Genomic DNA, 24,672 nt, shown 5'->3' on the forward strand with positions numbered 1-24,672 from the left:
GCGACGAACCGGTTTATCCGTACAACTCGACGAAGTTCTTCAGCGACTTCTGCACGTCGCCTTTGACGGCGCGCGCCGCCGCCGAGCCAACCGGACCGAACAGCGCCCGTCCGCCCAGTTCGAGGCGCACACCCAGCGTCGAGCCCTCGTCGGTGGGCCGCACGGTGAGCGTGACGGCGTACTTGGCGCCGCCCTTGCCGGATCCCGACATCACCATCTCGTGCGGCGGGTCCCACCTGGTCACAGTCCACGTCACCCGGTTGCGGAAGCCCTTGGCCCGCGCCACGCCGACGATCTGGGTGCCTTCGGCGATCTCGTCGGGCAGGTCGCTGCGCCATCCCTCGTGCATGGTCAGCCAGTCGCCCAGCTCGGACAGGTCAGACACGCGATCCCACATGTCCTGCGGGGTCATCGGGACGTCGGCGGTCAGGTCCACGGCAGCCACCGCCTGAGCCTAGCGCCTCGTCACCCGTCCCCCGGAGAGACGGATGTGACGAATGTGATCCGGCGACCGCGGACGGCCGGGCCTCAGCTCTTGGGGCCGCCGCGGAATCGGTTGCCGATCCGGATGCCGGGCAACAGCAGGCTGCGCGGCACGAACCGCCCGCCGGTGCTGACCACCTTGGGCACCATGCCGGGCACCACCGTGCGCCGGCCGGCCAGCATGCCGCCGATGGCCGACTCGGCCACGTCGCGCGGCGACACCTGCGCGATGGGAATGCTGAACCGCTCGGCGTTGGCGATCTCGGCCCACTCCGTCGGCACCGGTCCCGGGCACAGGCAGGTGACCGACACCCCCGTCCCATGCAGCTCCTCGTGCACGGCTTCGGAAAACGTCTGCACGAAGGCCTTGGTGGCCGAATAGACCGCCATGAAGGGCACCGGCTGAAATCCCGCGATCGACGCGATGTTCATCACCGCGCCGGCGCCGCGCTCGACCATGCCGGGCAACGCCGCGTGGGTGAGTTCCATCAAGGCCAGCGCGTTGAGGGTGACCTCCTCGCTCTCCCGGTCCACCGGCAGTTCGTGGAACACCCCGCTGGTGCCGAAACCGGCGCTGTTGCACAGGCCGGCGATCGGCTCGCTGCGCAGCCGGCCCGCCAGCTTGGCGCGCGCCTTGCCGTCACTGAGATCCAGCGGCAGCACCTCGACGGCGACCGAGTACTCCTGGCCCACCTCGTTGGCCAACTCATCGAGGCGCTCGCGGCGCCGCGCGACCAGCAGCAGCGGGAAGCCGCGGCGGGCCAACCCGCGGGCCAGTTCGGCGCCGATGCCGGACGAGGCGCCGGTGATGACGACGGTGGTTTGAATGTCAGGTTTTGGAAGGCTCATGGTGTTACCAATGTATCCCTCGGGTCGCCCGCACAAACGCCTCGCTTCGCTTATCGAATTTCGTTGCCTCGGTTGGCGATTCATCACCCTTCGCGGCATCGGAGTCGCCGAACATTTCAAACGCCCGGTTGCGCACCCGGTCCATCACCGCCGGGTTGACCGCATCGGCGAGCGCGGCGAACTGGCCGAACGGCGAGCTGGCCCGCCGCGGCCGGTGCACGATCGCGTCCGCGATCACCCCGGCCGCCTGCTCGGGCGTCAGCGCCGGAAACTTGTCGTAGAGCGTGGTCGGGCTGATCATCGGCGTGCGCACCAGCGCCATGTGCACCGTGGTGAACCGCACGCCGTCGTTGACGGTCTCGCCCTGCAGCGAATCGCACAGGCTGTCCAGCGCGGCCTTGCTGGCGATATAGGCGCCGAAGCGCGGCGCGCGGGTCTGTACGCCGACCGAGGAGACGTTGACAATGTGGCCGAAGCCACGTTCCCGCATGCCGGGGACGAACTTGAGGATCAGCTGGACCGCGCCCAGGTAGTTGAGCTGCATGGTCCGCTGATAGTCGTGGATCCGGTCGTAGGACAGCTCCAGCGAGCGCCGGATCGAGCGTCCCGCGTTGTTGATCAGGATGTCGACGCCGCCCAGCTCGTCGAGCACCTGATCGGCCATCGCGGCGATGGCGTCCATGTCGGTCAGGTCGCACGGGTAGACGTGGGCGGTCCCACCACTATCGCGGATCTCGTCGGCGACCTTCTCGAGGTTCTCCCGGGTGCGCGCCACCAGCGCCACTGCACCGCCGGCCTCCGCGATCTTCTTCGCGGCGGCCTCCCCGATGCCCGAGGATCCCCCGGTGATCAGGGCGGTCTTGCCCTCGACGGCGTCCTCGAGCGTGCGGCCCTGCACCGCGTCCAGCAGATTCCTCAGATAGAACGGTCGGTACCGTCCGGCCGAGTTCGGGGTGTTGACGATGTGGGACACCGCGGCCAGTGGCTTTTCCACCAGGTTCCCGATCGAGTTCTCCACCAAGTTCGTTAAGTCACCGAGATTCATCGGCATTCGCTCCTGATGATGTGAGCCCCCCGACCGCAACTGGCCTGCCCGTTGACCACGACCGCCTTGCGGGGCTGTGCGAGTGATGTGACGTGCATCATTAAGCCAACCTAGGGCATCAGTCGCTCAGCCCGATGCGGATTGCCGCCATGTAACGCGACGGCGGGTCTCACGGTTCGCCGGCGACGGTCGCCAGCTGTGGGCAATCCGCTTGTTACACAGGGCAATCCGGGTGTGATCGCGCACTAACTGACGAGCAACGCCGCAATGTTCCAATCGTTCTTATGAAAATTCTGGCGCGCTTCCGCAAGCCCGGACCGGCACCCATCTACGACCGGATCGGTGGGCACGAGGCGATCGAAGTCGTGGTCGAGGACTTCTACGTTCGCGTGCTTGCCGACGATCAACTGTCCGGCTTCTTCACCGGCACGAACATGAACCGCCTCAAGGGCAAACAGGTGGAGTTCTTCGCCGCCGCCCTGGGCGGCCCGGAGCCCTACACCGGCGCGCCGATGAAGCAGGTGCACCAGGGCCGCGGGATCACCACGCACCACTTCAATCTGGTGGCCGGCCATCTGGCCGACGCGCTGGCCGCCGCCGGGGTGCCGTCGGAGACGGTCACCGAGATACTCGGCGCGATAGCGCCGCTGGCCCCGGAGATCGCCACGGGCGACGCAGGCAAGGTCCGGGTTTGACCGTTTGTGCCTAGCATGCTTGACATGCGGCGCACATTTGACGACCTGATCGCCGAGGCGGACGCCGCCCCGGTCGAGGGCTGGGATTTTTCGTGGCTGGACGGCCGGGCCACCGAGGAACGCCCGTCGTGGGGTTATCAGCGGCTGCTGCGAGGCCGGTTGGCGACGGTGTCGGCCGCGCTGGACATTCACACCGGCGGCGGCGAGGTGCTGTCCGGCGCGGCACCCTTCCCGCCGACCATGGCCGCCATCGAGACGTGGCCGCCGAACGCGGCGCTGGCCACCCGGCGCCTGCACGCGCTCGGTGTGGTGGTCGTCGCGATGCGCGACGAGCCGCCGCTGCCCTTCGCCGACGACGCGTTCGACCTGGTGACCACGCGTCACCCGATCTCCGTCTGGTGGAGCGAGATCCTGCGGGTACTCCGGCCGGGCGGCACCTACTTCGCGCAGCACATCGGCCCGGCCACCATGGGCGAGCTGGTCGAGTACTTCATCGGGCCGCAGCCGCAGAAGTGGGCCGAGTTTCACCCGGACGCCGTGCGCGCCCAGGCCGAGGCCGCCGGGCTGGAGATCGTCGATGTGCGGATGGAGCGGATGCGCGCCGAGTTCTTCGACATCGGTGCCGTCGTGTACTTCCTGCGCAAGGTGATCTGGACGGTGCCCGACTTCAGCGTGCAGCGCTACCGCGAGCGGCTGGCCGAACTGCACGAGCGCATCGAATCCGGCGGGCCGTTCGTCACGCACTCCGTGCGGCTGCTCGTCGAGGCCCGCAAACCCGCCTGAGTCAGCCCTCGTCGCGCAACACGTCCAGCGCGTGCTGCAGGTCGGGCGGGTAGGGGCTGACGATCTCGATCCGCCTGCCGTCGGCCGGATGGGTGAAGGACAACGAGCGGGCATGCAACCATTGACGTTCCAGCCCAAGCTTTTTCGCGAGCTTGGGGTCCGCGCCGTAGACCAGGTCACCGCAGCACGGGTGATGCAGCGCGGAGAAATGCACCCGGATCTGGTGGGTGCGGCCGGTTTCCAGGTGCACGTCGAGCAGGCTGGCGGCGACGAAGGCCTCCACGGTGTCGTAGTGGGTGAGGCTGTGCCGGCCGTCCTTGGTGACCGCGAACTTCCACTCGCCCCCGCGGTGACGCCCGATCGGCGCGTCGATGGTCCCGCTGGACGGGTCCGGATGTCCTTGCACCAGCGCGTGATAGCGCTTGTCGACGGTGCGCTGTTTGAACGCCCGCTTGAGCACGGTGTAGGCCCGCTCGGACAGCGCCACCACCATCACCCCGGACGTGCCGACGTCGAGGCGGTGCACGATGCCCTGCCGCTCGGGCACGCCCGAGGTGGTGATCCGGTAGCCGGCGGCGGCCAGTCCGCCGAGCACGGTGGGCCCGGTCCAGCCGACCGACGCGTGCGCGGCCACCGCCGCCGGTTTGTCGACCGCGACAATGTCGTCGTCGGAGTACAGGATCGTCATGCCCTCGATGTCGACCGGCGTGTTCTGCAGCGGGGCGGGCGCCTCGGGCAGCCGCACCTGCAGCCAGGCGCCGCCGGTCAGCCGGTCGGACTTGCCGGCCTGGACGCCGTCGAGTTCGACGCCGCCGTCTTCGGCGAGCGCCGCCGCCGCGCTGCGCGACAGCCCCAGCAGGCGGGCCAGCCCGGCGTCGACACGCATGCCCGCCAATCCCTCCGGGACGGGCATCGAGCGGTCACTCACCCGCGCTGTCCTGGCTGTCGCCTTCTTCCTTACGCCGGTCGCCGGCGGTGCGCCGACCCACCGAGTCGAAGTCGAATCCGAAGATCGACAGCACCACCAACAGGATGGCGCCCCCGACCACCGAGGGGTCGGCGACGTTGAACACCGGCCACCAGCCCACCGACAGGAAGTCCACGACATGCCCGCGAAGCGGCCCGGGGGCGCGGAAGAATCGGTCGACCAGGTTGCCCATGGCGCCGCCGAGGATCATGCCCAGGCCCACCGCCCACCAGGGCGACACCAGCCGGCGTCCCATCCAGAAGATGCCGACCACCACACCGGTCGCGATCAGCGTCAGCATCCAGGTGTACCCGGTCGCCATCGAGAAGGCCGCACCCGAATTGCGCACCAGGGTCCACGTCACCGTGTCGCCGATGATCGGCACCGGCTGGCCGGGCGGCAGCAGTTTGACGGCAAGGACCTTGGTGACGACGTCGAGGGCCAGGACTACCGCCGCGATCGACAGCAGCAGCCGCAGCCGCCGCGGAGCGGGTGCGGGCGAAGCGGCGGTGTCGGGCTCCGCGTCTGGCTCGACCGGGGCGGCCGCACCAGCCTCTTCGGCTGAGGTCACCGGCTCAGTCGAGTTCGTTGGTTCTTCGGGCACTTCCCCATCATCCCCTACTGCCCCACGCAGGCTCCATGATCGCGGCGATGCGCAATGATGCCACCATGGCCCGCCTCACCGTGATCGCCACCGGCGGCACGATATCGACCGGCACCGGCGCCGACGGGGTGCATCGACCCTCGTACAGCGGATCCGACCTGACGGCGCCCTTCCGCGAAGAACACGACGTCGACGTCGTTGACCTGCTGGCAGTTGACAGCTCGGAGCTGACCCTGGCCGATTGGGACCGGATCCGCGACGCGGTGACGGCCGCGGTCGACGGCGGGGCCGACGGGGTGGTGGTGCTGCACGGCACCGACACCATGGAGGAAAGCGCGCTGTGGCTCGAGCTCACCTATGCCGGCCCGGCCCCGGTGGTGCTGACCGGCGCCATGCGCAGCGCCGACGCCCCCGAGGCGGACGGCCCGGCGAATGTGCGCGACGCCCTGGCGGTGGCGGCCAGCCCGGCCGCCCGCGACCTGGGCGTGGTGCTGTGTTTCGCCGGCCGGGTGCTGCAACCGCTGGGCATGAGCAAGGTGGCCACCGAGGACCTCAGCGGCTTCACCGGCCGGCTGCTCGGCACCGTGGCTGGCGACGTGGCCCTCACCGGCCCGAAGACCCGCCCGTACGCCGGCGAACTGCGGGCCACCGATGCGCCGCGCGTCGACATCGTCGCGGCATACCTGGGCAGCGACGCGGTGGCCCTCGATGCGTGCGTGGCCGCCGGGGCGCGGGGTGTGGTGCTCGAGGCGCTGGGTTCGGGAAACGCCGGACCTGCGGTGGTCGACGCGGTGCGCCGGCACTGCGGCGACGGGGTCGTCGTCGCGGTGTCCACCCGCGTCCCCGGCGGCCGGGTCGGCGCCAGCTATGGTCCCGGCCACGACATGGCGGCGGCCGGGGCGGTGATGGTGCCGCGGCTGCGACCGTCTCAGGCGCGCGTCCTGCTGATCGCCGCGCTGTCCGCGGAGCTACCGGTCGCCGACGTCGTCGCCCGCTGGGGTTGACAGCGCATCGGCCTGCAGCCCCCCGGCGTAATCGGGCCAATCCAGGGAATCGATCGGGTTGGCGCGCACCAGCTCGCCACCGTCGGCGGGAAACGTCCGGGCGGGTCCGGGGCCGGAGCAGCGCGTTTCGAACCGCGCGGTGACCACGCCGTGGCCCGCGCCTTGCACCCAGCCGTGCCCGAGCTCGCGGTGGGCGACGTCGTCGCCGACCCGCCACCCGGCCTCATCGGGCCCCGGAGTGAACATCGCCTCCGTCGCGGTCTCCACCGACGGCGAATCCGGTTGCGGCGCCGCCAGTTCCAACTCGGGAAACAGCGATTCCTGGCGCACATCGCTCAGCCCCGAAAAGCCCACGCCGAGAAGGCGAATGGGCCCGATCTCGCGCGGATCGAGCAGTAGGCGGCGGGCCATGCCCACCAGCGCGGCGACCTCGGTGGTGGCATAGGGCAGCGTCGCGGACCGGGTCAGCGTGCTCATGTCGGATTTCTTCAGTTTGACGGTGACGGTGCGCGCGCCGCGGCCGTCGCGCAGCAGGCGGTGATGGGCGTGCTCGGCGATCGGCTCGATGGCCTCACGCAACTGCTCCAGGCTGGTCAGGTCGGCGGCAAAGGTCGATTCGGAGCTGATCTGCTTGGCCTCGGCGCGCTCGGCGACCGGGCGGTCGTCGATTCCCCGGGCCAGCCGGTGCAGCGCCGGCCCGATCGTGGCGCCCAGGATGTTGGCCGCCTCGGCCTCGGTCAGCGCGGCCAGCTCGCCGATGGTCTCGATGCCGAGGCGATGCAGCCTCTCCTCGGCGACCGGGCCGATCCCCCACAGCCGGCGCACCGGCAGCCCGCCGAGCAACGGTCGTTCTTCGGCGCGGCGCACCACCCGGACACCATCGGGTTTGGCCAGCCCGGAGGCGATCTTGGCGATCTGCTTGCCCGACCCGGCGCCCACCGAGGCGATCAGGCCGGTGTCGTCGCGGACCCGTCGTCGCAGGTCCTCGCAGAACGCCTCGACGTCCTCGGCGGACGCTCCGGCGAGCTGAGCGGGTTCGCCGAATCCCTCGTCGAAGGACAACTGCTCGACCACGGGCACCACGGCGCGGATGGTGTCGAAGACGCGCCGGCTGGCCAGCCCGTACACCACGCCGCGCGGCGGCAGCACCACCGCGCTGACACCGACCAGCCGGCGGGCCTGATGCATGGGCATGGCCGACCGCGCCCCGAACACGCGCGCCTCGTAGCTGGCCCCGGCCACCACGCCGCGCCCGCCCACACCACCGACCAGCACCGGGCGCCCGCGCAGCGTCGGGCGGGTGAGTTGCTCGACGGAGGCGAAGAACGCGTCCATGTCCAGGTGCAGCACCCACCGCGACTCCACACGCTCGATGCTAGGGCCCACGCGAAGGGCCAGTTGGGACTAACGTTTTGTCATGGCCATGAACCTGGCGCACCGCCGGATCTGCAACTCGCAGCGCTGGGCCGAGGCGGTCGAGCTTCGCGCAGGCCGGCTGCGCTGGCGCGCGATCAAATGACGGACAACAGGCAGGGCGACGCGGCCGCTCCGCACGGGAGCGCGTCGCCCTCGACGCGATGGGAGCGGCTGCGCCATCAATGGAACGAACGCCTGCAGCCCGGCGAGCAGGCCACCGTGTTGGCGTGGGCGTCGTTCACCCTGACCTTCGCGGGCCTGCGCGGCCTCACCCACTGGATCCGCGCCGGCCATGGACCATCCGGCGGCGGTGTGTCGTTGGGCGGCAAGCACTTTCACCACTACAACATCGGGATCGGGATGCTGGCGACGGTGGCCGGTGTGGGGTTGCGCGGAAGCGAGAAGCAGCGGCGGCATCCCGCGGCGGCGGTGGCGTACGGTGCCGCCAACGCGATGATCGTCGACGAGCTGGCGCTGCTGTTGGACCTCAAGGACGTCTACTGGGCCTCGGATGGCCGCAAGAGCGTCGACGTCGCGGTGGGCGTGATCGCCACCGGGGCGACGGTGGCGGTGGGCATGCCGTTCTGGCCGCATGTCCACCATGCGCTGCGATCGAGGAGCTGACCGCCGCGAGCGTAACGCCACGGCGAAAATTGCGTCCGAATTCCGCCGTGGCGTTACGCTCGCCGATACCCCGGCGAGCGCTCAGGCCTTGGCGATGCTCACCCGCACGCCGTCACCGATCTCGGCGCCATCGGCCGGATCGCCGAATTCGAAACTGGTGGCCAGGATTTCGCCCGCGATGAGGTCGCGGTGAGTGCGCGCCCAGTCGGCCCGCTCGCCGGGCACGGCCATCACCACCGAAATCCGGTCGGACACATCCAGACCCGTGGACTTTCGCAGCTCCTGCAGCTCGCGGATCCGGTCCTTGGCCCAGCCTTCGGCCTCGAGTTCGGGGGTCACCGTGCCGTCCAGCACCACCAGGCCCGCCCCGTCGGTCAGGGCCGCGGTGAATTCCGGGTCGGCGGCGACCAGCCGTGAGCTGTATTCCTCGGGTTGCAGCACCGCGGGTCCGGCGGTCAGGGTGCCGTCCGGATTGACGACGCCCTCCCCCGCCTTGACCGCCTTGATGGCCGCCTGCACATCCTTGCCCAGCCGCGGCCCGGCCACCCGCGCGTTGACGGTGAGCTCGAAGCGGCCATAGGTGTCGATCGCGTCGGTCAGCTCGACGCTCTTGACGTTGAGCTCGTCGGCGATCAGATCGGCGAACGGCTCCAGCCGCTGCGGATTCTCCACCGCCACCGTGAGTTTGGGCAGCGGCAACCGCACCCGCAGCTTCTTGGCCTTGCGCAACGAGGACGCGGCCGAGCAGACCTCGCGGACCTGATCCATCGCGGCGACCAGGTCGGGGTCGGCGGGCACGTCGCCGGCCTGCGGCCAATCGGTGAGGTGCACCGACCGCTGCGCAGTCAGGCCGCGCCACACGATCTCGGTCACCGACGGAAGCAGCGGCGCGGCCAGCCGCGCCATCACCTCCAGCACGGTGTGCAAGGTGTCGATGGCGTCGACATCTTCTTCCCAGAACCGCGAACGCGACCGTCGCACATACCAATTCGTCAGCGCCTCGGTGAACTGACGCAGCTGCTCGCAGGCCCGCGAGATGTCGCAGGTGTCCATCTCATGGGTCAGGTCGTCGCGCAGCTCGGCGAGCTTGGCCAGGATGTAGCGGTCCAGCACCTGCGTCGAATCGGTGCGCCAGGTACCGACTTTGGGCGCGTAGAGGGCCAGGAAGCTGTAGGCGTTCCAGAACGGCAGCAGCACCTGGCGCACACCTTCGCGGATGCCCTGCTCGGTGACGATGAGATTGCCCCCGCGCAGGATCGGCGAGGCCATCAGGAACCAGCGCATGGCGTCGGAGCCGTCGCGGTCGAACACCTCGCTGACATCGGGATAGTTACGCAGCGACTTGCTCATCTTCTGGCCGTCGGATCCCAGCACGATGCCATGTGCCACACACGTTTTGAAGGCGGGACGGTCGAACAGCGCGGTGGCCAGCACGTGCAGGGTGTAGAACCAGCCGCGGGTCTGCCCGATGTACTCGACGATGAAGTCGCCCGGGTAATGGCCGTCGAACCAGTCGGCGTTCTCGAACGGGAAATGCACCTGGGCGTAGGGCATCGATCCCGAGTCGAACCACACGTCGAGCACGTCGGGGATGCGGCGCATCGTGCTGGCCCCGGTCGGGTCGTCGGGGTTGGGCCGGGTCAGCTCGTCGATGAAGGGCCGGTGCAGGTTGGTGGGCCGCACCCCGAAGTCGCGTTCGAGTTCGTCGAGGCTGCCGTAGGCGTCGACCCGCGGGTAGGCGGGGTCGTCGGACTTCCATACCGGAATCGGGGTGCCCCAGTAGCGGTTTCGTGAGATCGACCAGTCGCGGGCGCCCTGCAGCCACTTGCCGAACTGGCCGTCCTTGACATGCTCGGGGTACCAAGTGATCTGCTGGTTGAGTTCGACCATCCGGTCCCGGAACTCGGTGACCGCGACGAACCACGAGGACACCGCCCGATAGATCAGCGGGTTGCGGCAGCGCCAGCAGTGCGGGTAGGGGTGCTCGTAGGTTTCGTGGCGCAGCAGCACCGCACCGTTGGCCGCGGCGGGACCGCTGCCGTTCTTCAGGTCACGGATGATGTGCGGGTTGGCGTCAAAGACGTGCTGCCCCTGGTAATCCGGGACCGAGGCGTCGAAGCGCCCCTTGGAATCGACGGGCGTGACCGGGGTGATGCCGACTTTGTCGGTGGTCGCCATGTCGTCCTCGCCGTAGGCCGGCGCCATGTGCACGATGCCGGTACCGTCCTCGGTGGTGACGAACTCGCCGGGCAGCACCTGAAATGCGTTGGCAGTATCCATGAAGTACGGAAACGGCGGCAGGTAGCGGGTGCCGAGCAGGTCGGCGCCGCGGTGGGTGGCCAGGATCTCGGGCTCCTCGCCCTTTTCGAAGCCCAGCTCACGCGCATAGGCGGCCAGCCGCGGCTCCGCGAGGACGAAACGCTTGCCCTCGGCCTTGACCTCGACGTAGGTCACGTCGGGGTTGACGGCGACCGCCAGGTTGGACGGCAGGGTCCACGGCGTCGTCGTCCACACCAGCAGATAAGCGCCATCCAGGGCACCGCCGGTGACTTTGAATCCCACCGTGAGCGCGGGGTCCTGGCGGCTCTGGTACACGTCGTCGTCCATCCGCAATTCGTGGTTGGACAGCGGGGTTTCGTCGCGCCAGCAGTAGGGCAACACCCGGTAGCCCTCGTACGCCAGGCCCTTGTCCCAGAGCTGTTTGAACGCCCAGATAACCGACTCCATGTAGGGCAGGTCCAGCGTCTTGTAGTCGTTGTCGAAGTCGACCCAGCGCGCCTGGCGGGTGACGTAGGCCTGCCATTCGTCGGTGTAGCGCAGCACCGAGGCGCGGCAGGCGTCGTTGAACGCGGCGATGCCCATGTCGTCGATCTGCGATTTGTCGGTGATGCCCAGCTGGCGCTCGACTTCGAGCTCGGCCGGCAGCCCGTGGGTGTCCCAGCCGAACCGGCGCTCCACCTTGTAGCCGCGCATGGTTCGGTAGCGCGGGACGATGTCCTTGACGTAGCCGGTGAGCAGGTGCCCGTAGTGCGGCAGCCCGTTGGCGAACGGCGGCCCGTCGTAGAACACGTATTCCGGCGAGCCGTCACGGCGGGCGATGCTGGCCCGGAAGGTGTCGTCGCGGGCCCAGTAGTCCAGCACCTCGAGCTCGAGCGCCGGGAAGTCCGGCGCTCCGCCGGCCGGCTTGGGGTAGGCCTGGACGGAGTCCACCGGCTGAGCCTCGAGGTCAGCTGCGGGGCCGGGTGTGTCGGTCACGATGCGCGTTGTCTCCTGTGCCACGGTGCAAACCGGGGACGACGACGCGCTGGCTGCGCGAGCGCCGCGGTACCACCCCGCTTGCCGCGCTTTCGCGTGGCCGCTCGATGACGGCTGTGACGGGCCTACCCGTTCGGTTCTACTGAGCCAGGACGGCTGTTCTTCCGAAGGCTCCCCGGTGATGGCCGGATCGACGCCAGTAGATCGATTCTACGAAGACCCGCAAATCCGGGTGCACTCCAAGGGGTCACCAAGGCGCAGAGCTACGTCTGCGGCCAGGCGACCTCTTGGAGCCACGGTTGTTCGGCGTCCATCGAAGTTCGTCTTTCAGGCGCGGACTTCGAGGACGCCGACCCGCCACAGTGCGGCGTACACGTGACGCACCGGGACGCTCAGCAGGCGGGCGGCGCCGTCGACCAGCGGGTCGCCCCCGGCGCCGAACGATGCGTTGTCGGACCGGCGGCGGGCTTTGGTCACGGGAGCCTCGGCCGGAGCCGGGATCGTGTCGGTGTCGCGCACCACGGTCAGCGTGGGGGCGGGCGCTACGGTGAGCACTTCGTCGTAGAAAGCTGCGGTCATCTTCGCCTCCTAGAGGGGAGATCCAACGGGGATTGACTGGACTGACGTGTGTCCCATCCCGTGTGATCTCAGAACGCTTGGGCGATAGCCACTTAGCGTTGCGACGACTCAGCCGAGAAGGTCGCGCCGGAGACCGGATCGGGACGAAACACAGTTCGGACTTCGGTCCGGACTATCGCTAGAACTCATGTGTCCCTCACCTCCTCGCGGTCACGACGCATGCGCGGGTCGCATGCAATCTATGCGCAGCAAAGGAGCAGAACCCGACGACCGTCGGGGATCCGCACCTCACTCGTCAGAGCTTCGGCACCACACGACGTGTCCTGGCCTGGAAAAACAATCCGAGCCGGAAGCCACCTGGGCTCAACCCTTAAGCCGGGAGGAGCTGTCCTGACCCGGGGCGTCTTTCGACGTTCGGGGTCAGTGGCCTGTATTCGTGTAGACGCCTCACCTAACGAGGTGCTTACCCGACCGATGATGCACGACGGCTATGGTGGGGTCAAATCCCTGGATAGCGTGTCGGAGATTCTGTACGCATTCATTAGGAGCGCACACAGCATTCGGCCAGGTTCACGGCGCTGAGCTGGGCGTACGCCCGGCGGCCGTCAGGAATTCGTCAATTCCGTGCGGATGGCTTGGCCGCCGCGAATCACTTCTCCACCAGGCCTTCGAGCCGGCCGATGGTGTCGATGAACTCCTCAACCATGTCCAGCACCACCGAACGCGTCGGCCGGACCCGGTCCAGTGAGCCCACGACCTGCCCGACGAAGTAGGTGGCCAGCTCACGCGCCTTGGCGCCCTGATGGGCGGCGGCCTGGTTGATGCGCAGCTGCGGCTCGGTGATCAGCGCGGTCTGCAACGGCATGCCCAGCGGATCCGGGTTTTCCGGCCGCTCCCACTCCTCGGTCCAGGCCGTGCGCAGCATCCGCGCCGGCTTGCCCGTCATCGAGCGCGACCGCACCGTGTCCGACGAGCTGGCGGCCAGAAACTTCTCCTTGACCACGGGCGCCGTCTCGGCCTCTTCGGTGGTCAGCCACACCGAGCCGCACCACACGCCCTCGGCGCCCAGGGCCAGCGCCGCGGCGATCTGACGGCCACGGGCGATGCCGCCGGCGGCGAGCACCGGCACCGGCGCCACGGCATCGACGACCTCGGGCACCAGGACCATGGTCGCCACCTCGCCGGTGTGCCCGCCCGCCTCGGTGCCTTGCGCGACGATCAGGTCGACGCCCGCGGCGGCGTGCCGTTGCGCGTGCCGGGTGGTCCCGGCCAGCGCGGCCACCAGCACGTCCCGGTCGTGCGCGCGTTCGACGAGGTCCGCCGGGGGCGGGCCCAGCGCGCTGGCGATCAGCCGGATGTTGTTGGAGAACGCGACGTCGAGCAGCGGCTCGTAGGTCTTGGGCGAGATGTTCAGGCGACCCAGCGACGCGCGCGGCTGCTCTGCCGTCGCGGTGACGCCGTAGCGGGCCAGGAGGTCGTCGACGAACGCGCGATGCTCGTCGGGCAGCAGGGTGCGGGCCTGCGTGGTGTCGATGCCGCCCTGCTCGGCGCCAACGTATTTGGGCGGCAGCAGCAGGTCGACTCCGTAGGGCTTGCCTCCGGTCTGTTCCTCGATCCAGGTCAGCTCGCTCTGCAGGCGTTTAGGGCTGTGCGCGGTGGCGCCCAGGATCCCGAAGCCGCCCGCGTTGGTCACCGCTGCCACCACGTCGCGGCAATGGCTGAAGGCGCAGATCGGGAATTCGACTCCGAGCATCTCGGCGACCCTGGTTCTCATTGCCCGACGCTAAGAGTTATCGACTGCTAAGTCAATCGGCCACGGCGCGTGGGCAACTCATGTTTGCGCGCCGGCGCTACGACCGGGGAGACCGGCCGTCCGGCGGCCAGCTGGACACGCCCTCCTCCAGCGGCACCTCCAGGCTCTGCAGGATCGACGCGACCATCCGCCAGGCGCCGATGACCGTTACCAGTTCGACGAGAATCGTTGTGTCACCAGCGAATTCACGCTCACATGCCGCCCAGTTCGCGGCGCTCACCGCGCCGTCGCGGACCACGTCGTCGGTCGCCGCAAGCACCGCCCGCTCGATGGATCCGAACTCCGCGTAATCTGGCCAATCCCGCACGCCCAGCAGATCTTCGGCCGGAACGCCGAGCCGCGATGCCACCCGCCAGTGCTGTGTCCATTCGTAATCGCAGGAGGTGAGCCAGCCGATCCGCATGATCACCAGCTCGCGCAGCCGCGAGTCGAGGGTCCCGTGCCACAGCATGGTGGCGAGCAGGTCGTTGATGCCGCGCGCCAGTGGCGGATGGTTGAGCAGCACCTGGAAGATGCTGAGCTCGGCCATGTAGTTGGGGACGGCGGCTTCGTCGGCGGCGGCTTTGGCTTCGTCGAGTGGCAGTCGAGGTAGGCGCGCTGTTGTCATCGGATGAGCACTCCTCCGTGCTGGCGGGACGTCGCGTTCTACCGTCATGGTAGTCAGGCGCAGGTGTCCCGGTGATCAGCTCGGCATCGGTTCGCCAACGTAGTCGCCGAACGACCACAAGTTGCCTTCAGGATCGCGGACGGCGAATTCGGTTGCACCGTAATCGGTTTTGGCGAGCGGGCGAACGATTTCCGCCTCGTGTGAGAGCACCCGTTCGTAGAGGGCAGCGGGATCACCGGTGACGATGTAGCCGCCGGCGGTTCCCGGTTCACGCGACCAGTCCGCCCCGGCTTTGTGGCTGCCCAACATGATCCCGCCGCTGCCTTCCGGCCAATTCAGCTGGGCGTGATCGACCCGGTCGCCGTCGCCGTACCGGGCCGCGACGACGAAGCCGAACGCGTCGACGTAGTAGTCGATGAGCTTGAGAGCGTTATGTGCCTGCAGCGTCAACCAGACGGTCGGATTCGAAGTAGTCATGGTCCCATCGTGAACCGGACGAGTGCCCGCCGTCTTGTATGTTTCGGAACTCTTCGGCCAGCCATGCCCGCGGCGGCACCCCGGCGAACCGGCCGAACTCGCGGGTCAGGTGCGCCTGGTCCCAATACCCGGTGTCGGCCGCGACCGCGGCGAGGTCGACCTGGCCGTCACGACGCGCCGACGCCGCGATCCTGGCCGTCGCGTGCTGGAATCGCATGAGCATCAACACCGTCTTCGGAGATCTGCCGACCTCCCGCTGGAACAGCGCGGTCATCCATCTGGCACTCACCCCGACGCGATCTGCCAACGCGCTCAAAGGAATTCGGCCTCCAGTGCGCTCCATCAGCCGCCAGGCGTACGCGACCTCGGGACGCACGGCCACATCGTCGTGGCGGCGCTGGGCGTCGACAAGGTAATCAGCCACAGTTGCGAAGACGTCGGGCCAATGACGCGCTCCGGCGACACGCTCGGAGAGTTCGATCGCGCGACGGCCGAGTACGTCGACACCGTCGTAGGCGGTGACCGGCAGCTCGGCGCTGGGCATACCGAACAGTGCGCGCGACGCCAACGGGTGCACCGCCAGCTGCACACCGGCTTGGGCACGCCGCTGCCGCACATGACTGGCCTGCACGTGTAATCCACCGAGGACCAATGGGTTGGGCCGAGAACTCGCGAGGCCATCGACGGTGGATGCGGCCTCCACCCCGTCGTCGAGGCTGACGATGAACGTCAACATCGACGACGGCAGACCGCGATGCACAGTCTCGGGCACCTCCAGCGCGCGATAACCCACCATCGACGTGATGCCGGGCGCCTTCCGCGCCGGCGCCACCACGAACTCCCAGCTGCGCTGCGCTTCGCCGCCCATCCCAGCCACGCTAGCGCGGCGGGGTTGCGACGTCAGGTCCCTTGACGGTCATCGCCGAATTCGTCCTGGGCACGACATACGTGAGGAGCCGCTGACCCAACCGGGCCCGAATGTCGGCCGGGTCAGTGGCTCCGGTCACATAGACGAGGCGCTCCTCGCCGGCACCCTTGTCACGAACAAGCACCGCCGCCTCCCCCACAACAACCGAATCGACTAGCGCGGCGCGGGCTCCTCCGCAGACGCTCAGGGCGCAGCCTCGTTCAAATAGCCCTGGCTGCGTACCCATCTCCGCTGTGTGTGGGGCAGTAATACCGGTCACCGTCGATGACAGTCCACCCCAGCAACTGCAGGGCCGACCGTGACGGTGACCCATTGGATGCCCTGACAGTTCTCACGCATCTTTCGCATCGCACTTCGGTCATCGGTGCTTCACCTCGTTCTGCTGCACGTTGGCCAGCAGGCGTCCTCGTCGACACCGTTGCCTTGGGCATCCGGTTAATCAGGCGGGATGCCCGGTCGGCAAACACTGACCGATATTTTTCGTTGCTCCTCGTCGTTTGGCCAGACGGCGAAATCCGAAAGTGTGCGCGACCGAACGGTCAACGCTCACCCGCTCCGAAGACCCCGTAGTCAACATGGGTCGAACAATTAGAAACTGTAATAGGCGAGTACCCCGTTTGTCCACGGTTATACGAACGTATTGTCTTGTAAATGACTAAGAAGATGGATCGTCATTTAGGCGCAAGGTTGTGTACATACTTATAGTACTACTAGACAGTAGTCTGATAACACACAGTATGCACTAGTTGCGATGGGATTTCCGGATTCGACAGCCACGCGTCGCGGCGTTGTCCGCTATCGCCGGGTTACACGTGCTGGCCCCGACAAGCCGGTAGCGCCAATGGCGGATAAACGAATGCGGCGTGGTCCGGATGGACCACGCCGCATTCGCGTTCGTCGTAAGGGGTTACAGCAAACCGAGCAATTGCAGGTCGGTGACGTACTTGACGATCACCGACGCGCTGACATGCGGGATGTCGTTGTCGGCACCGACCTTCGCTTCCTGCACCGCAGCGCGGAAGCGATCCGTCGGTGCGAAGGCACCCCGGGCCGGCTCGGCGGGCTGCAGATTCTTCGGATCCCGCAGCAGCAACGTCAACATCTGCAAGACCGAGTTCTGGCGCTGCCGTTCCGGCAGGCCGCGCAGGCCGGTCTCGAAGCGCTGCAACCACTCGCCGAAGTCGCCGACGCGCTCGATCGGGTAGCCGGCTTCAATCAGCCAGTCGACGTATTCGTCGAGTCCGATGCCGTCGTCGTGCGGGTTCATCACGTGGTACGTCTCGAACCCGTCCATCACCTGGGCACCCAGTTTGGCGATGGCCTCGGCGACGAACTCGACGGGCAGGCCGTCGAAGTGCGCGCTCTGCCGGTTACCGTCGGCGTCCAGCTGGTAGAAGGACTTGGGCGCGGTGCCGGTGGCCACGAGGCTCAGGATCATCCGGGTGAAGATGTCCGCCACGTTGAGCTGACCGGCGTAGGTGGTGTCGGCCAGGATCATGTCGGAGCGGAACACCGAGACCGGCAGACCGCACAGGTCGTTGGCCTCGCGCAGCAGGACCTCGCCCGCCCACTTGCTGTTGCCGTACCCGTTGGCATAGCCGCCGTCGATGACGCGCCGGGCGCTGATGACCCGGACGTCGCCGTCCTCGGTGAACTCCGCCGGGTCGATCTGGCGGCCCACATCCGAAGTCGACACGTACGCGTACGGCTTCTTCTTCGTGGTGAGCGCCAACCGGATCAGCTCCGCGGTGCCCCCGACGTTGGGGGTGAACAACTCGTTGTAGGGCAGGACGCCGTTGACGACGGCCGCGGAGTCGACGATCAGGTCGACGGTGTCGGCCAGCCGCTGCCAGGTCTCCTCGTCCAGGCCGAGGTTGGCCTGGCCCTTGTCGCCAGCGACGACCTGCAGGTGCTCTTCGGCGAGTTCCTGGAAGTGCTGCAGCAGTTCCGGGTCACCGCTGTTGAAGGTCTGCTCCAGGCGGCGCCACGCGTCCTCGTCGGACTTGGCCCGCACCAGGCAGATCAGCTTGCCGTCGACCTGTTCCAGCTGCTCGAGCCATTCCAGTGCCAGGTAGCGACCCAGGAAACCGGTCGCCCCGGTCAGCAGGACCGTCCGGACCTCGGCGCTCGGGCCGGGCAGTGACGGCGCGGTCGACAACGTCGTCGCGTCGATGAACTTGTCCAGCGTGAGGTCGCGGGCGAACACCTCCTTGGCGTCGGCGCCGTGCACCGCCGCGAAGCCGGGTCCGGCGGCGCCCTCGGTGTCGGCACCGCTGGTGATCCGGTGCGCCAGCGCGCGGACCGACTGCGAATCGAACAGGGTGCGCACCGACAGGGCGTCGTTGACGGCGGTGTTGATCTCGGCGATCACCCGCATCGCGGACAGCGAATCCCCGCCCAGCTCGAAGAAGGAGTCCTCGACCGAGACCCGCTCCATGCCCAGGACGCGGGCGAAAATGTCGGCAACGATCTCTTCGGTCGGGTCGGCCGGCGCGACGTACTCGCCACCGCGCTTCTGATACTCCGGTGCGGGCAGGGCGCGCTTGTCGAGCTTGCCGTTGACGGTCAGCGGCAGCGCGTCCAACACCACCACCGCGGCCGGCACCATGTAGGCCGGCAGCCGCTCAGCGAGCTGGATGCGGATCCCGACCGGGTCGGCGGTTCCGGTGATGTAACCGACCAGCCGCTTGTCACCGGGGCGGTCCTCGCGGGCGATCACCGCGGCCTGCTCGACCCCGTCCAGTCCGGCGAGGGCCGATTGCACCTCACCGAGCTCGATGCGGTAGCCGCGCAGCTTGACCTGCTCGTCGGCCCGACCCAGGTATTCGAGCTGGCCGTCGCGGCCCCACCGGACCAGGTCGCCGGTACGGTACATCCGCGCACCCGGGCCGCCGAACGGGCAGGCGACGAAGCGTCCCGCCGTCAGACCGGGCCGGCGCGAATAACCCGTGGCCACACCGTGACCGGCGATGTACAGCTCGCCGACAACACCCTCGGGCGTCGGTCGCAGCCATCGGTCCAGCACGAACAGCGCGGCCCGCGGCACCGGCGAACCGATCGGCGCCGAGCCCGTTCCGCTCTCCAGCGGGGCGCTCATCGCCGCGTACACCGTGCCCTCGGTCGGGCCGTACGCGTTGATCATCACCCGCCCGGGCGCCCACCGATCGACAACCTCGACCGGGCAGGCCTCACCGGCCACCACCAACGCCGTCGACTCCAGACCCTCCGGCGAAAGCATGCCGACCGCCGACGGGGTCTGGCTCAACACGGTGACCCCTTCGGAGACCAGCAGCGCGTGCAGGTCGTCGGGCGAAGCCGCGACCGACTCGGGCACCACCACCAGGCGGCCGCCGTGCAGCAACGCGCCCCAGATCTCGTGCACCGACACGTCGAACACCAGTGAGTGCCACTGCGCCCACACCCCCGCCTCCGGCAGGTCGGCGTGCAGCGTGTCCAGCAGCTGCGCGACGTTCTCGTGGGTGACCGCCACGCCCTTGGGGACACCGGTGGTTCCCGAGGTGTAGATGACGTAAGCGATGTTGTCCGACGACGGGATCGGCAGCGCCGTGCCGGGCTGGTTGCCCAGCGCCGGGTCGTCGACGTCGATGACCGTCGGGCTGCAGCCGTCCAGCCGTCCGCGCAAGCCCGCGGTGGTGACCACGGCGACCGGCTCGGCGTCGGCGAGCAGGAACTCGATTCGGGCGGCCGGCAGCGCCGGGTCGATCGGCAGGTAGGCCGCCCCGGTCTTGAGCACCGCCAGGATGGAGACGATCGCCTCGGCGGAGCGGGAGAACAGCAGCGCGACCGTCTCGCCCGGACCGGCGCCCTCTTCGATCAGCAGGTGCGCCATCCGGTTGGCGGCCTCATCGAGCTCCCGGTAGGTCATCGAGCGGCCGTCGAAGGCCAGCGCCGCCGCGTCGGGGGTGCTGGCCACCTGCGCGGCGAACATGGCCGGGATGGACTTGCCGGTCGCCGGCTGGCTCAACACGACGCGGTTGCCGCGCTCGTCGAGCCACGCGTGCTCGTGCTCGTCGACGACGTCCAGCGACATCAGCCGTCGGGTCGGGTCGGCCGTCATCTCCGACAGCACACGCTGGAACCGCTCGGTCAGCTTCTCGATGCCGGCCGAGTCGAACACGTCGGTGTCGAATTCGACGCGCAGGCCGAGCTCGCGGCCCGGAAGCGCCATCACCGACAGCGGGTAGTGGTTGTACTCCCGGTTGGTGACGTCGGTGATGGCCAACTCGTGGAAGCCCAACGGCACGCTGGTGTCGATCGGGTAGTTCTCGTACAGGAACAAGGTGTCGAACAGCGCGTCGTGACCGGTCACGTGGTGGATGTCGCTCAGCGCCAGGTGCTCGTGTTCGAGGGTGTCGTTGTGGTGCTGCTGCAGTTGCTCCAGCACGTCGGCGACGGTGGTCTCTGCGGTGATGCTGGCCCGCACCGGCACGGTGTTGATCAGCAGACCCACCATGGACTCGGCGCCGATCAAGTCGGCGGGCCGGCCCGACACCGCGGTACCGAACGCGACGTCATGCTGGCCGGTCAGGCGCATCAGCAGCTGCGCCCAGGCGGCCTGCAGCACGGTGTTGACGGTGGTGTGGCAGGAGCGGGCCAGCTCGCCCAGGGCGAGCGTGGTCTCCGCGGACAGCCGGTAGGACTCCACGGCCCGCCGGCCGAGCCGCATCCGGCCCGCCGGGCCCACCAGGGTGGGGGTGTCGAAGCCGTCGAGGACCTGGCGCCACGCCGCTTGCGCGGCGGTGCGGTCCTGCCCGGCCAGCCACGTCAGGTAGCTGCGGTAGGTCGCCGGCGCGGGCAGCTGGTCGCCGTAGTAGTTGGCGAGGATCTCGCGCAGCAGGATGGGCAGCGACCAGCCATCCATCACGATGTGATGGTTGGTGAGCACGAACCGGTACCTCTTGTCTGCGGTGCGGATCAGCGCCGCCCGGAATGCGGGACGGTTGGCCAGGTCGCTCACCGCGGCGCGCTCGGCGGCGCACAGCTCGTCGACCCGCTGCTCGGGGTCGAGATCCTCGGCGCCCAGCTGGATGTACCGCCACGCCATGACCGGGTCGGCCGGGATGACCTGGACGGGCTCACCGAACTGCGGGCAGAAGCGGGCCGCCAGGTTGGGGTGGCGGCTGACCACGGTGTGGACGGCGTCGTGCAGGCGGTGCGAGTCGAGCTCACCGGTCACGGTGATTCCGAGCTGCACCGCATAGACGTCGTCGCCCGGGTCCTGCGCGAAGCTGGCGTGGAACAGCAGGCCCTGCTGCAGCGGGGTCAGCGGCAGGATGTCGGCGATCTGGTGCTGCTTGCTCAGCTCATCGATCTGCCGCTGGTTCAGGCGCGCGGGCGCGATGTCCGACGGGGTCAGCCCGCCGCCGCCGCCCTGCACGTGGGCGCAGATGCCGATGAGCGCCTCGAACCACAGCTGGCTGAGCCGGCTGATCTGCTCGCGGTCCATCGCGGAGGCCGCCCACGTCCAGTTGGCGTGCAGGTGGGGGCCTTCCTCGGTGTCCATGGTGCCGGCGTTGAGGTCGACGGTGTGCATCAGCGGCATCGCCACCGCCGCGGCCGCGCCGCTCAGCGACAGGCTGTCGGGGCTCAGCCGCCACAGCTCACCGGGCAGGTCGGCGGCCGCGCCCAGCCGTCCCAGGTAGTTGAATCCGATCACGGGGTCGGATCCACCCAGGTCGATGTCGGGGTTCAGGTAGCGCAGCAGGCCGTAGGTCAACCCGTCCGGCAGGGCGCGCAGCTGCTCCTTGGTGGCCTTGATCGCCGCGCCCAGCGCGTCGTCGCCGGCGACCACGTTCGCCCAATCCAGGCCGTCGACCGTCAGCGACACCGGGTACTTGGTGGTGAACCAACCCACGGTGCGGGACAGGTCGACGTGCGGGCCGAGCTCTTCCTGACGGCCGTGACCCTCGACGTCGATGCCGATCGGCGTTGCACTGCCGAGGAACTCCGTCCAGGCCATCCCGAACGCGATCAACAGGATGTCCTGCACCCCGGCGTGGAAGGCCGCGGGCACCTCACCCAGCAGCAGCCTGGTCGTCTCGACATCCAGCGACACCGACAACTGCTCGGCGGTCTGGTAGGTGTCCTCCTCGGGGCGAACCGCCGGCAGCACGGCCGGGGTCGCGACCACCTCGCGCCAGGCGTCGGCCTGCTCGACCACCGCCGGGCTCTGTGCGTGCTCGGCCAGCAGCGAGGACCAGCGGGCGAACGAGGTGCCGCCGGCGGGCAGCGCCACCGGCTGACCGCTGTGGTGCTGCGCCCACGCGATGTTGAGGTCCTCGATCAAGGTCCGCCACGACACGCCGTCCACGGCCACGTGGTGGATGATCAACGCCAATTGGCTTGTCTCGCTTGCCCAGACCGCGCTCACCATCACCCCGGCGCCCGGGTTCAGCCGAGACCGGGCGGCCACCAGGGTCGCGTCGGACAGCTGCTCGACCGACTGCAGGCAGTCGGCCGCCTGCACGGTGCCCGGTTCGGGCGCCTCCAGCGACCAGCCGCCGTCGCCGTCGTCCTCCACGCGCAGCCGCAGCATGGGGTGACGGTCCAGCAAGGCCTGCAGCACGACCAGGACGTCCTCGGAGGTGACGCCCGTGGGTGCGGCCAGCACCATGGTCTGGTTGAAGTCGTCGATCGGGCCCTGCACGGTTTGCAGCCAATGCATGATCGGGGTGGCCAGCACCGGCCCGATCCCCTCGTCGACCACGGCGTCCTCGTCGGCGCCGTCGGTGGCCACCCGGGCCAGCCGGGCGACCGTCTGCTCGACGAACACGTCGCGCGGGCGGCACATCACCCCGGCCGCGCGGGCCCGGGCCACCACCTGCATCGACAGGATGCTGTCCCCACCGAGGTCGAAAAACGAGTCGTCCACGCCGACCCGCTCGACGCCGAGCACCTGGGCGTAGATGCCGGCCAGGATCTCCTCGGTGTGGTTGCCGGGGGCGCGGTATTGGCCGGCGCGCTTGTGGTACTCGGGCGCGGGCAGGGCGCGCTTGTCCAGCTTGCCGTTGACCGTCAGCGGCAGGCTCTCCAGCACGACGACCGCGGCCGGGACCATGTAGGCCGGCAGCCGCTTGCCCAGCTGGGTGCGCAGTTCGGCCGGGTCGGCGGTCCCGGTGATGTAGCCGACCAGGCGCTTGTCGCCGGGGCGGTCCTCGCGGGCGATCACCGCCGCCTGGTCCACGCCCTCCAGCGAGGCGAGGGCCGACTGGATCTCGCCGAGCTCGATGCGATACCCGCGGATCTTCACCTGCTCGTCGGCGCGGCCCAGGTACTGCAGCTGCCCGTCGGCGCCCCAGCGGACCAGGTCACCGGTGCGGTACATCCGCGCGCCCGGCCCACCGAACGGGCAGGCCACGAAGCGCGACGCCGTCAGTCCGGCCCGGCGGGCATATCCGGTGGCGACGCCACGGCCGGCCACATACAACTCGCCGACCACGCCTTCCGGCGCGGGCCGCAGCCACTTGTCCAGGACGAACAATGCCGCACCGGGAACCGGCGATCCGATCGGCGGGGCACCGGACTCGCCGGCGAGCGGCGTGCTCATCGCCGCGTAGACGGTGGCCTCGGTCGGGCCGTAGGCGTTGATCATCACGCGTCCGGGCGCCCAGCGGTCGACCACCTCGGCCGGGCAGGCCTCACCCGCGACCACCAGTGCCGTGGACTCCAGGCCCTCCGGCGAGAGCATGCCCACCGCGGACGGGGTCTGGCTCAGGACGTCGACCTTCTCGGCGACCAGCAGGGCGTGCAGTTCGTCGGGCGAGACCGCGACGGACTCGGGAACGACCACCAGACGCCCGCCGTGCAGCAGCGCTCCCCAGATCTCCCAGACGGACACGTCGAAGACGAGCGAGTGCCACTGCGACCAGACCTTCCCCGGCCCGGTCGGCAGATCGGCGTGCAACGTCCGCAGGAACTCGGTCACATTGCGGTGCGTGACCGCGACGCCCTTGGGCGTCCCCGTGGTGCCCGAGGTGTAGATCATGTACGCGATGTCCTCGGGCGCCGGCCCCACCAGCGCGCTGCTGGGCTGCCCGTCCGCCGCGGCTTCGTCGACATCGATGACGGGCAGGTCGAACCCGTCCAGCCGGGTGCGCAGGCTGGCCATGGTCACCACCGCGATCGGCGTGGCATCGCCGAGCATGAATTCCATCCGGGCCGACGGCAGCGCCGGGTCGATCGGCAGGTAGGCCGCGCCGGTCTTCAGCACCGCAAGAATCGAGATGATCGCCTCGGCCGAACGGGAGAACAGCAGCGCAACGCATTCGCCCGGGCGCGCGCCCTGTTCGGCCAGCAGGTGCGCCAGCCGGTTCGCGGCCTCATCGAGCTCGCGGTAGGTCAGCGAGCGATCGCCAGAGGTCAGCGCGACCGCGTGGGGAGCCTTCGCCACCTGAATGGCGAACATCTCGGGAATCGACGACGAGGACTTGACCGGCTTGGTCAGTACCGCCCGATTGCCCCACTCGTCGAGTCGATCGTGCTCGCCGCCATCCAGCAGATCAATCGATAACAATCGCCGTCCC

18 protein-coding genes and 1 riboswitch are annotated in these 24,672 nt (G+C 68.9%); of the genes, 4 read left to right on the forward strand and 14 right to left on the reverse strand.

The window, feature by feature from the left end; all coding sequences use genetic code 11:
- Window positions 1-13 precede the first annotated feature (13 nt).
- The 3 genes from MTY59_RS23780 to MTY59_RS23790 all read right to left on the reverse strand — a co-directional run bounded on the left by MTY59_RS23780 (window position 14) and on the right by MTY59_RS23790 (window position 2,377).
- Window positions 14-445 (reverse strand): type II toxin-antitoxin system Rv0910 family toxin, encoded by a 432-nt coding sequence (locus MTY59_RS23780; protein WP_221043327.1) that lies wholly within the window; start codon window positions 443-445, stop codon window positions 14-16.
- An 83-nt stretch (window positions 446-528) separates the two neighbouring features.
- On the reverse strand, window positions 529-1,332 hold the full coding sequence (locus MTY59_RS23785) for an SDR family NAD(P)-dependent oxidoreductase (RefSeq protein ID WP_221043328.1): 804 nt from the start codon (window positions 1,330-1,332) through the stop codon (window positions 529-531).
- Between the two features lie 4 nt (window positions 1,333-1,336).
- Window positions 1,337-2,377, reverse strand: coding sequence for an SDR family NAD(P)-dependent oxidoreductase (locus MTY59_RS23790; RefSeq protein WP_221043329.1), 1,041 nt, complete (start codon window positions 2,375-2,377; stop codon window positions 1,337-1,339).
- 284 nt (window positions 2,378-2,661) lie between these two features.
- Here MTY59_RS23790 and MTY59_RS23795 point away from each other — a divergent pair, with 284 nt between their 5' ends.
- Together MTY59_RS23795 and MTY59_RS23800 are read left to right on the forward strand one after the other, a co-directional pair.
- Window positions 2,662-3,072 carry a group I truncated hemoglobin gene (locus MTY59_RS23795; RefSeq protein WP_221043330.1) on the forward strand — a complete coding sequence of 137 codons (411 nt, stop codon included), beginning with the start codon at window positions 2,662-2,664 and terminating at the stop codon, window positions 3,070-3,072.
- A 24-nt stretch (window positions 3,073-3,096) separates the two neighbouring features.
- A complete protein-coding gene (locus MTY59_RS23800; protein WP_221043331.1) occupies window positions 3,097-3,855 on the forward strand; it encodes a class I SAM-dependent methyltransferase in 759 nt (252 codons plus the stop codon).
- Window position 3,856: 1 nt separating this feature from the next.
- Here MTY59_RS23800 and MTY59_RS23805 read toward each other — a convergent pair whose 3' ends face one another.
- The gene (locus MTY59_RS23805; protein WP_221043332.1) at window positions 3,857-4,783 is read right to left on the reverse strand and encodes an RluA family pseudouridine synthase; all 927 of its coding nucleotides are present in this window, start codon (window positions 4,781-4,783) and stop codon (window positions 3,857-3,859) included.
- Window positions 4,776-5,426 (reverse strand): signal peptidase II, encoded by a 651-nt coding sequence (gene lspA / locus MTY59_RS23810; RefSeq protein WP_221043333.1) that lies wholly within the window; start codon window positions 5,424-5,426, stop codon window positions 4,776-4,778. The genes MTY59_RS23805 and lspA overlap by 8 nt, the downstream gene beginning before the upstream one ends.
- 47 nt (window positions 5,427-5,473) lie before the next feature.
- Between lspA and MTY59_RS23815 the strand changes: the two genes are divergently transcribed.
- Window positions 5,474-6,430: an asparaginase gene (locus tag MTY59_RS23815; RefSeq protein WP_221043334.1), complete on the forward strand. Its 957-nt coding sequence runs from the start codon at window positions 5,474-5,476 to the stop codon at window positions 6,428-6,430.
- Here the strand turns inward: MTY59_RS23815 and MTY59_RS23820 are convergent.
- On the reverse strand, window positions 6,395-7,795 hold the full coding sequence (locus tag MTY59_RS23820) for a DNA polymerase IV (RefSeq protein WP_462937579.1): 1,401 nt from the start codon (window positions 7,793-7,795) through the stop codon (window positions 6,395-6,397). The two genes, MTY59_RS23815 and MTY59_RS23820, sit on opposite strands and share 36 nt — an antisense overlap.
- Before the next feature lie 150 nt (window positions 7,796-7,945).
- Here MTY59_RS23820 and MTY59_RS23825 point away from each other — a divergent pair, with 150 nt between their 5' ends.
- Window positions 7,946-8,470 (forward strand): hypothetical protein, encoded by a 525-nt coding sequence (locus MTY59_RS23825; protein ID WP_221043335.1) that lies wholly within the window; start codon window positions 7,946-7,948, stop codon window positions 8,468-8,470.
- 81 nt (window positions 8,471-8,551) lie between these two features.
- Here MTY59_RS23825 and ileS read toward each other — a convergent pair whose 3' ends face one another.
- The 8 genes from ileS to MTY59_RS23865 all read right to left on the reverse strand — a co-directional run bounded on the left by ileS (window position 8,552) and on the right by MTY59_RS23865 (window position 24,662).
- Window positions 8,552-11,680 carry an isoleucine--tRNA ligase gene (ileS, locus tag MTY59_RS23830; RefSeq protein ID WP_221046622.1) on the reverse strand — a complete coding sequence of 1,043 codons (3,129 nt, stop codon included), beginning with the start codon at window positions 11,678-11,680 and terminating at the stop codon, window positions 8,552-8,554.
- Between the two features lie 372 nt (window positions 11,681-12,052).
- Window positions 12,053-12,304: an Rv1535 family protein gene (locus MTY59_RS23835; protein ID WP_221043336.1), complete on the reverse strand. Its 252-nt coding sequence runs from the start codon at window positions 12,302-12,304 to the stop codon at window positions 12,053-12,055.
- Between the two features lie 280 nt (window positions 12,305-12,584).
- Window positions 12,585-12,770, reverse strand: a riboswitch (M-box (ykoK) riboswitch).
- Between the two features lie 183 nt (window positions 12,771-12,953).
- Window positions 12,954-14,078: an NAD(P)H-dependent flavin oxidoreductase gene (locus tag MTY59_RS23840; RefSeq protein WP_221043337.1), complete on the reverse strand. Its 1,125-nt coding sequence runs from the start codon at window positions 14,076-14,078 to the stop codon at window positions 12,954-12,956.
- 76 nt (window positions 14,079-14,154) lie between these two features.
- Window positions 14,155-14,724, reverse strand: a complete 570-nt coding sequence (locus MTY59_RS23845) for a carboxymuconolactone decarboxylase family protein (protein ID WP_221043338.1) — start codon at window positions 14,722-14,724, stop codon at window positions 14,155-14,157.
- 75 nt (window positions 14,725-14,799) lie between these two features.
- Entirely contained in the window at window positions 14,800-15,201 is a 402-nt protein-coding gene (locus MTY59_RS23850) for a VOC family protein (protein ID WP_221043339.1), read from the reverse strand.
- Window positions 15,155-15,997: an AraC family transcriptional regulator gene (locus tag MTY59_RS23855; RefSeq protein WP_221046623.1), complete on the reverse strand. Its 843-nt coding sequence runs from the start codon at window positions 15,995-15,997 to the stop codon at window positions 15,155-15,157. The genes MTY59_RS23850 and MTY59_RS23855 overlap by 47 nt, the downstream gene beginning before the upstream one ends.
- An 82-nt stretch (window positions 15,998-16,079) precedes the next feature.
- On the reverse strand, window positions 16,080-16,253 hold the full coding sequence (locus MTY59_RS23860) for a hypothetical protein (RefSeq protein WP_221043340.1): 174 nt from the start codon (window positions 16,251-16,253) through the stop codon (window positions 16,080-16,082).
- Window positions 16,254-17,036: 783 nt separating this feature from the next.
- Complete coding sequence (locus tag MTY59_RS23865) at window positions 17,037-24,662, reverse strand: non-ribosomal peptide synthetase (protein ID WP_431190743.1); 7,626 nt, start codon at window positions 24,660-24,662, stop codon at window positions 17,037-17,039.
- Window positions 24,663-24,672: the final 10 nt, after the last annotated feature.

Source organism: Mycobacterium senriense (genome assembly GCF_019668465.1).
GTDB lineage: Bacteria > Actinomycetota > Actinomycetes > Mycobacteriales > Mycobacteriaceae > Mycobacterium > Mycobacterium senriense.

Coding starts and splice junctions, on each gene's coding strand:
- MTY59_RS23790 (WP_221043329.1), bottom strand. CDS start 2,377: ATGAATCTCGGTGACTTAACGAACTTGGTGGAGAACTCGATCGGGAAC.
- MTY59_RS23785 (WP_221043328.1), bottom strand. CDS start 1,332: ATGAGCCTTCCAAAACCTGACATTCAAACCACCGTCGTCATCACCGGC.
- MTY59_RS23845 (WP_221043338.1), bottom strand. CDS start 14,724: ATGACAACAGCGCGCCTACCTCGACTGCCACTCGACGAAGCCAAAGCC.
- MTY59_RS23825 (WP_221043335.1), top strand. CDS start 7,946: ATGACGGACAACAGGCAGGGCGACGCGGCCGCTCCGCACGGGAGCGCG.
- MTY59_RS23795 (WP_221043330.1), top strand. CDS start 2,662: ATGAAAATTCTGGCGCGCTTCCGCAAGCCCGGACCGGCACCCATCTAC.
- MTY59_RS23855 (WP_221046623.1), bottom strand. CDS start 15,997: ATGGTGGGTTATCGCGCGCTGGAGGTGCCCGAGACTGTGCATCGCGGT.
- MTY59_RS23835 (WP_221043336.1), bottom strand. CDS start 12,304: ATGACCGCAGCTTTCTACGACGAAGTGCTCACCGTAGCGCCCGCCCCC.
- MTY59_RS23850 (WP_221043339.1), bottom strand. CDS start 15,201: ATGACTACTTCGAATCCGACCGTCTGGTTGACGCTGCAGGCACATAAC.
- MTY59_RS23800 (WP_221043331.1), top strand. CDS start 3,097: ATGCGGCGCACATTTGACGACCTGATCGCCGAGGCGGACGCCGCCCCG.
- MTY59_RS23840 (WP_221043337.1), bottom strand. CDS start 14,078: ATGAGAACCAGGGTCGCCGAGATGCTCGGAGTCGAATTCCCGATCTGC.
- MTY59_RS23815 (WP_221043334.1), top strand. CDS start 5,474: ATGCGCAATGATGCCACCATGGCCCGCCTCACCGTGATCGCCACCGGC.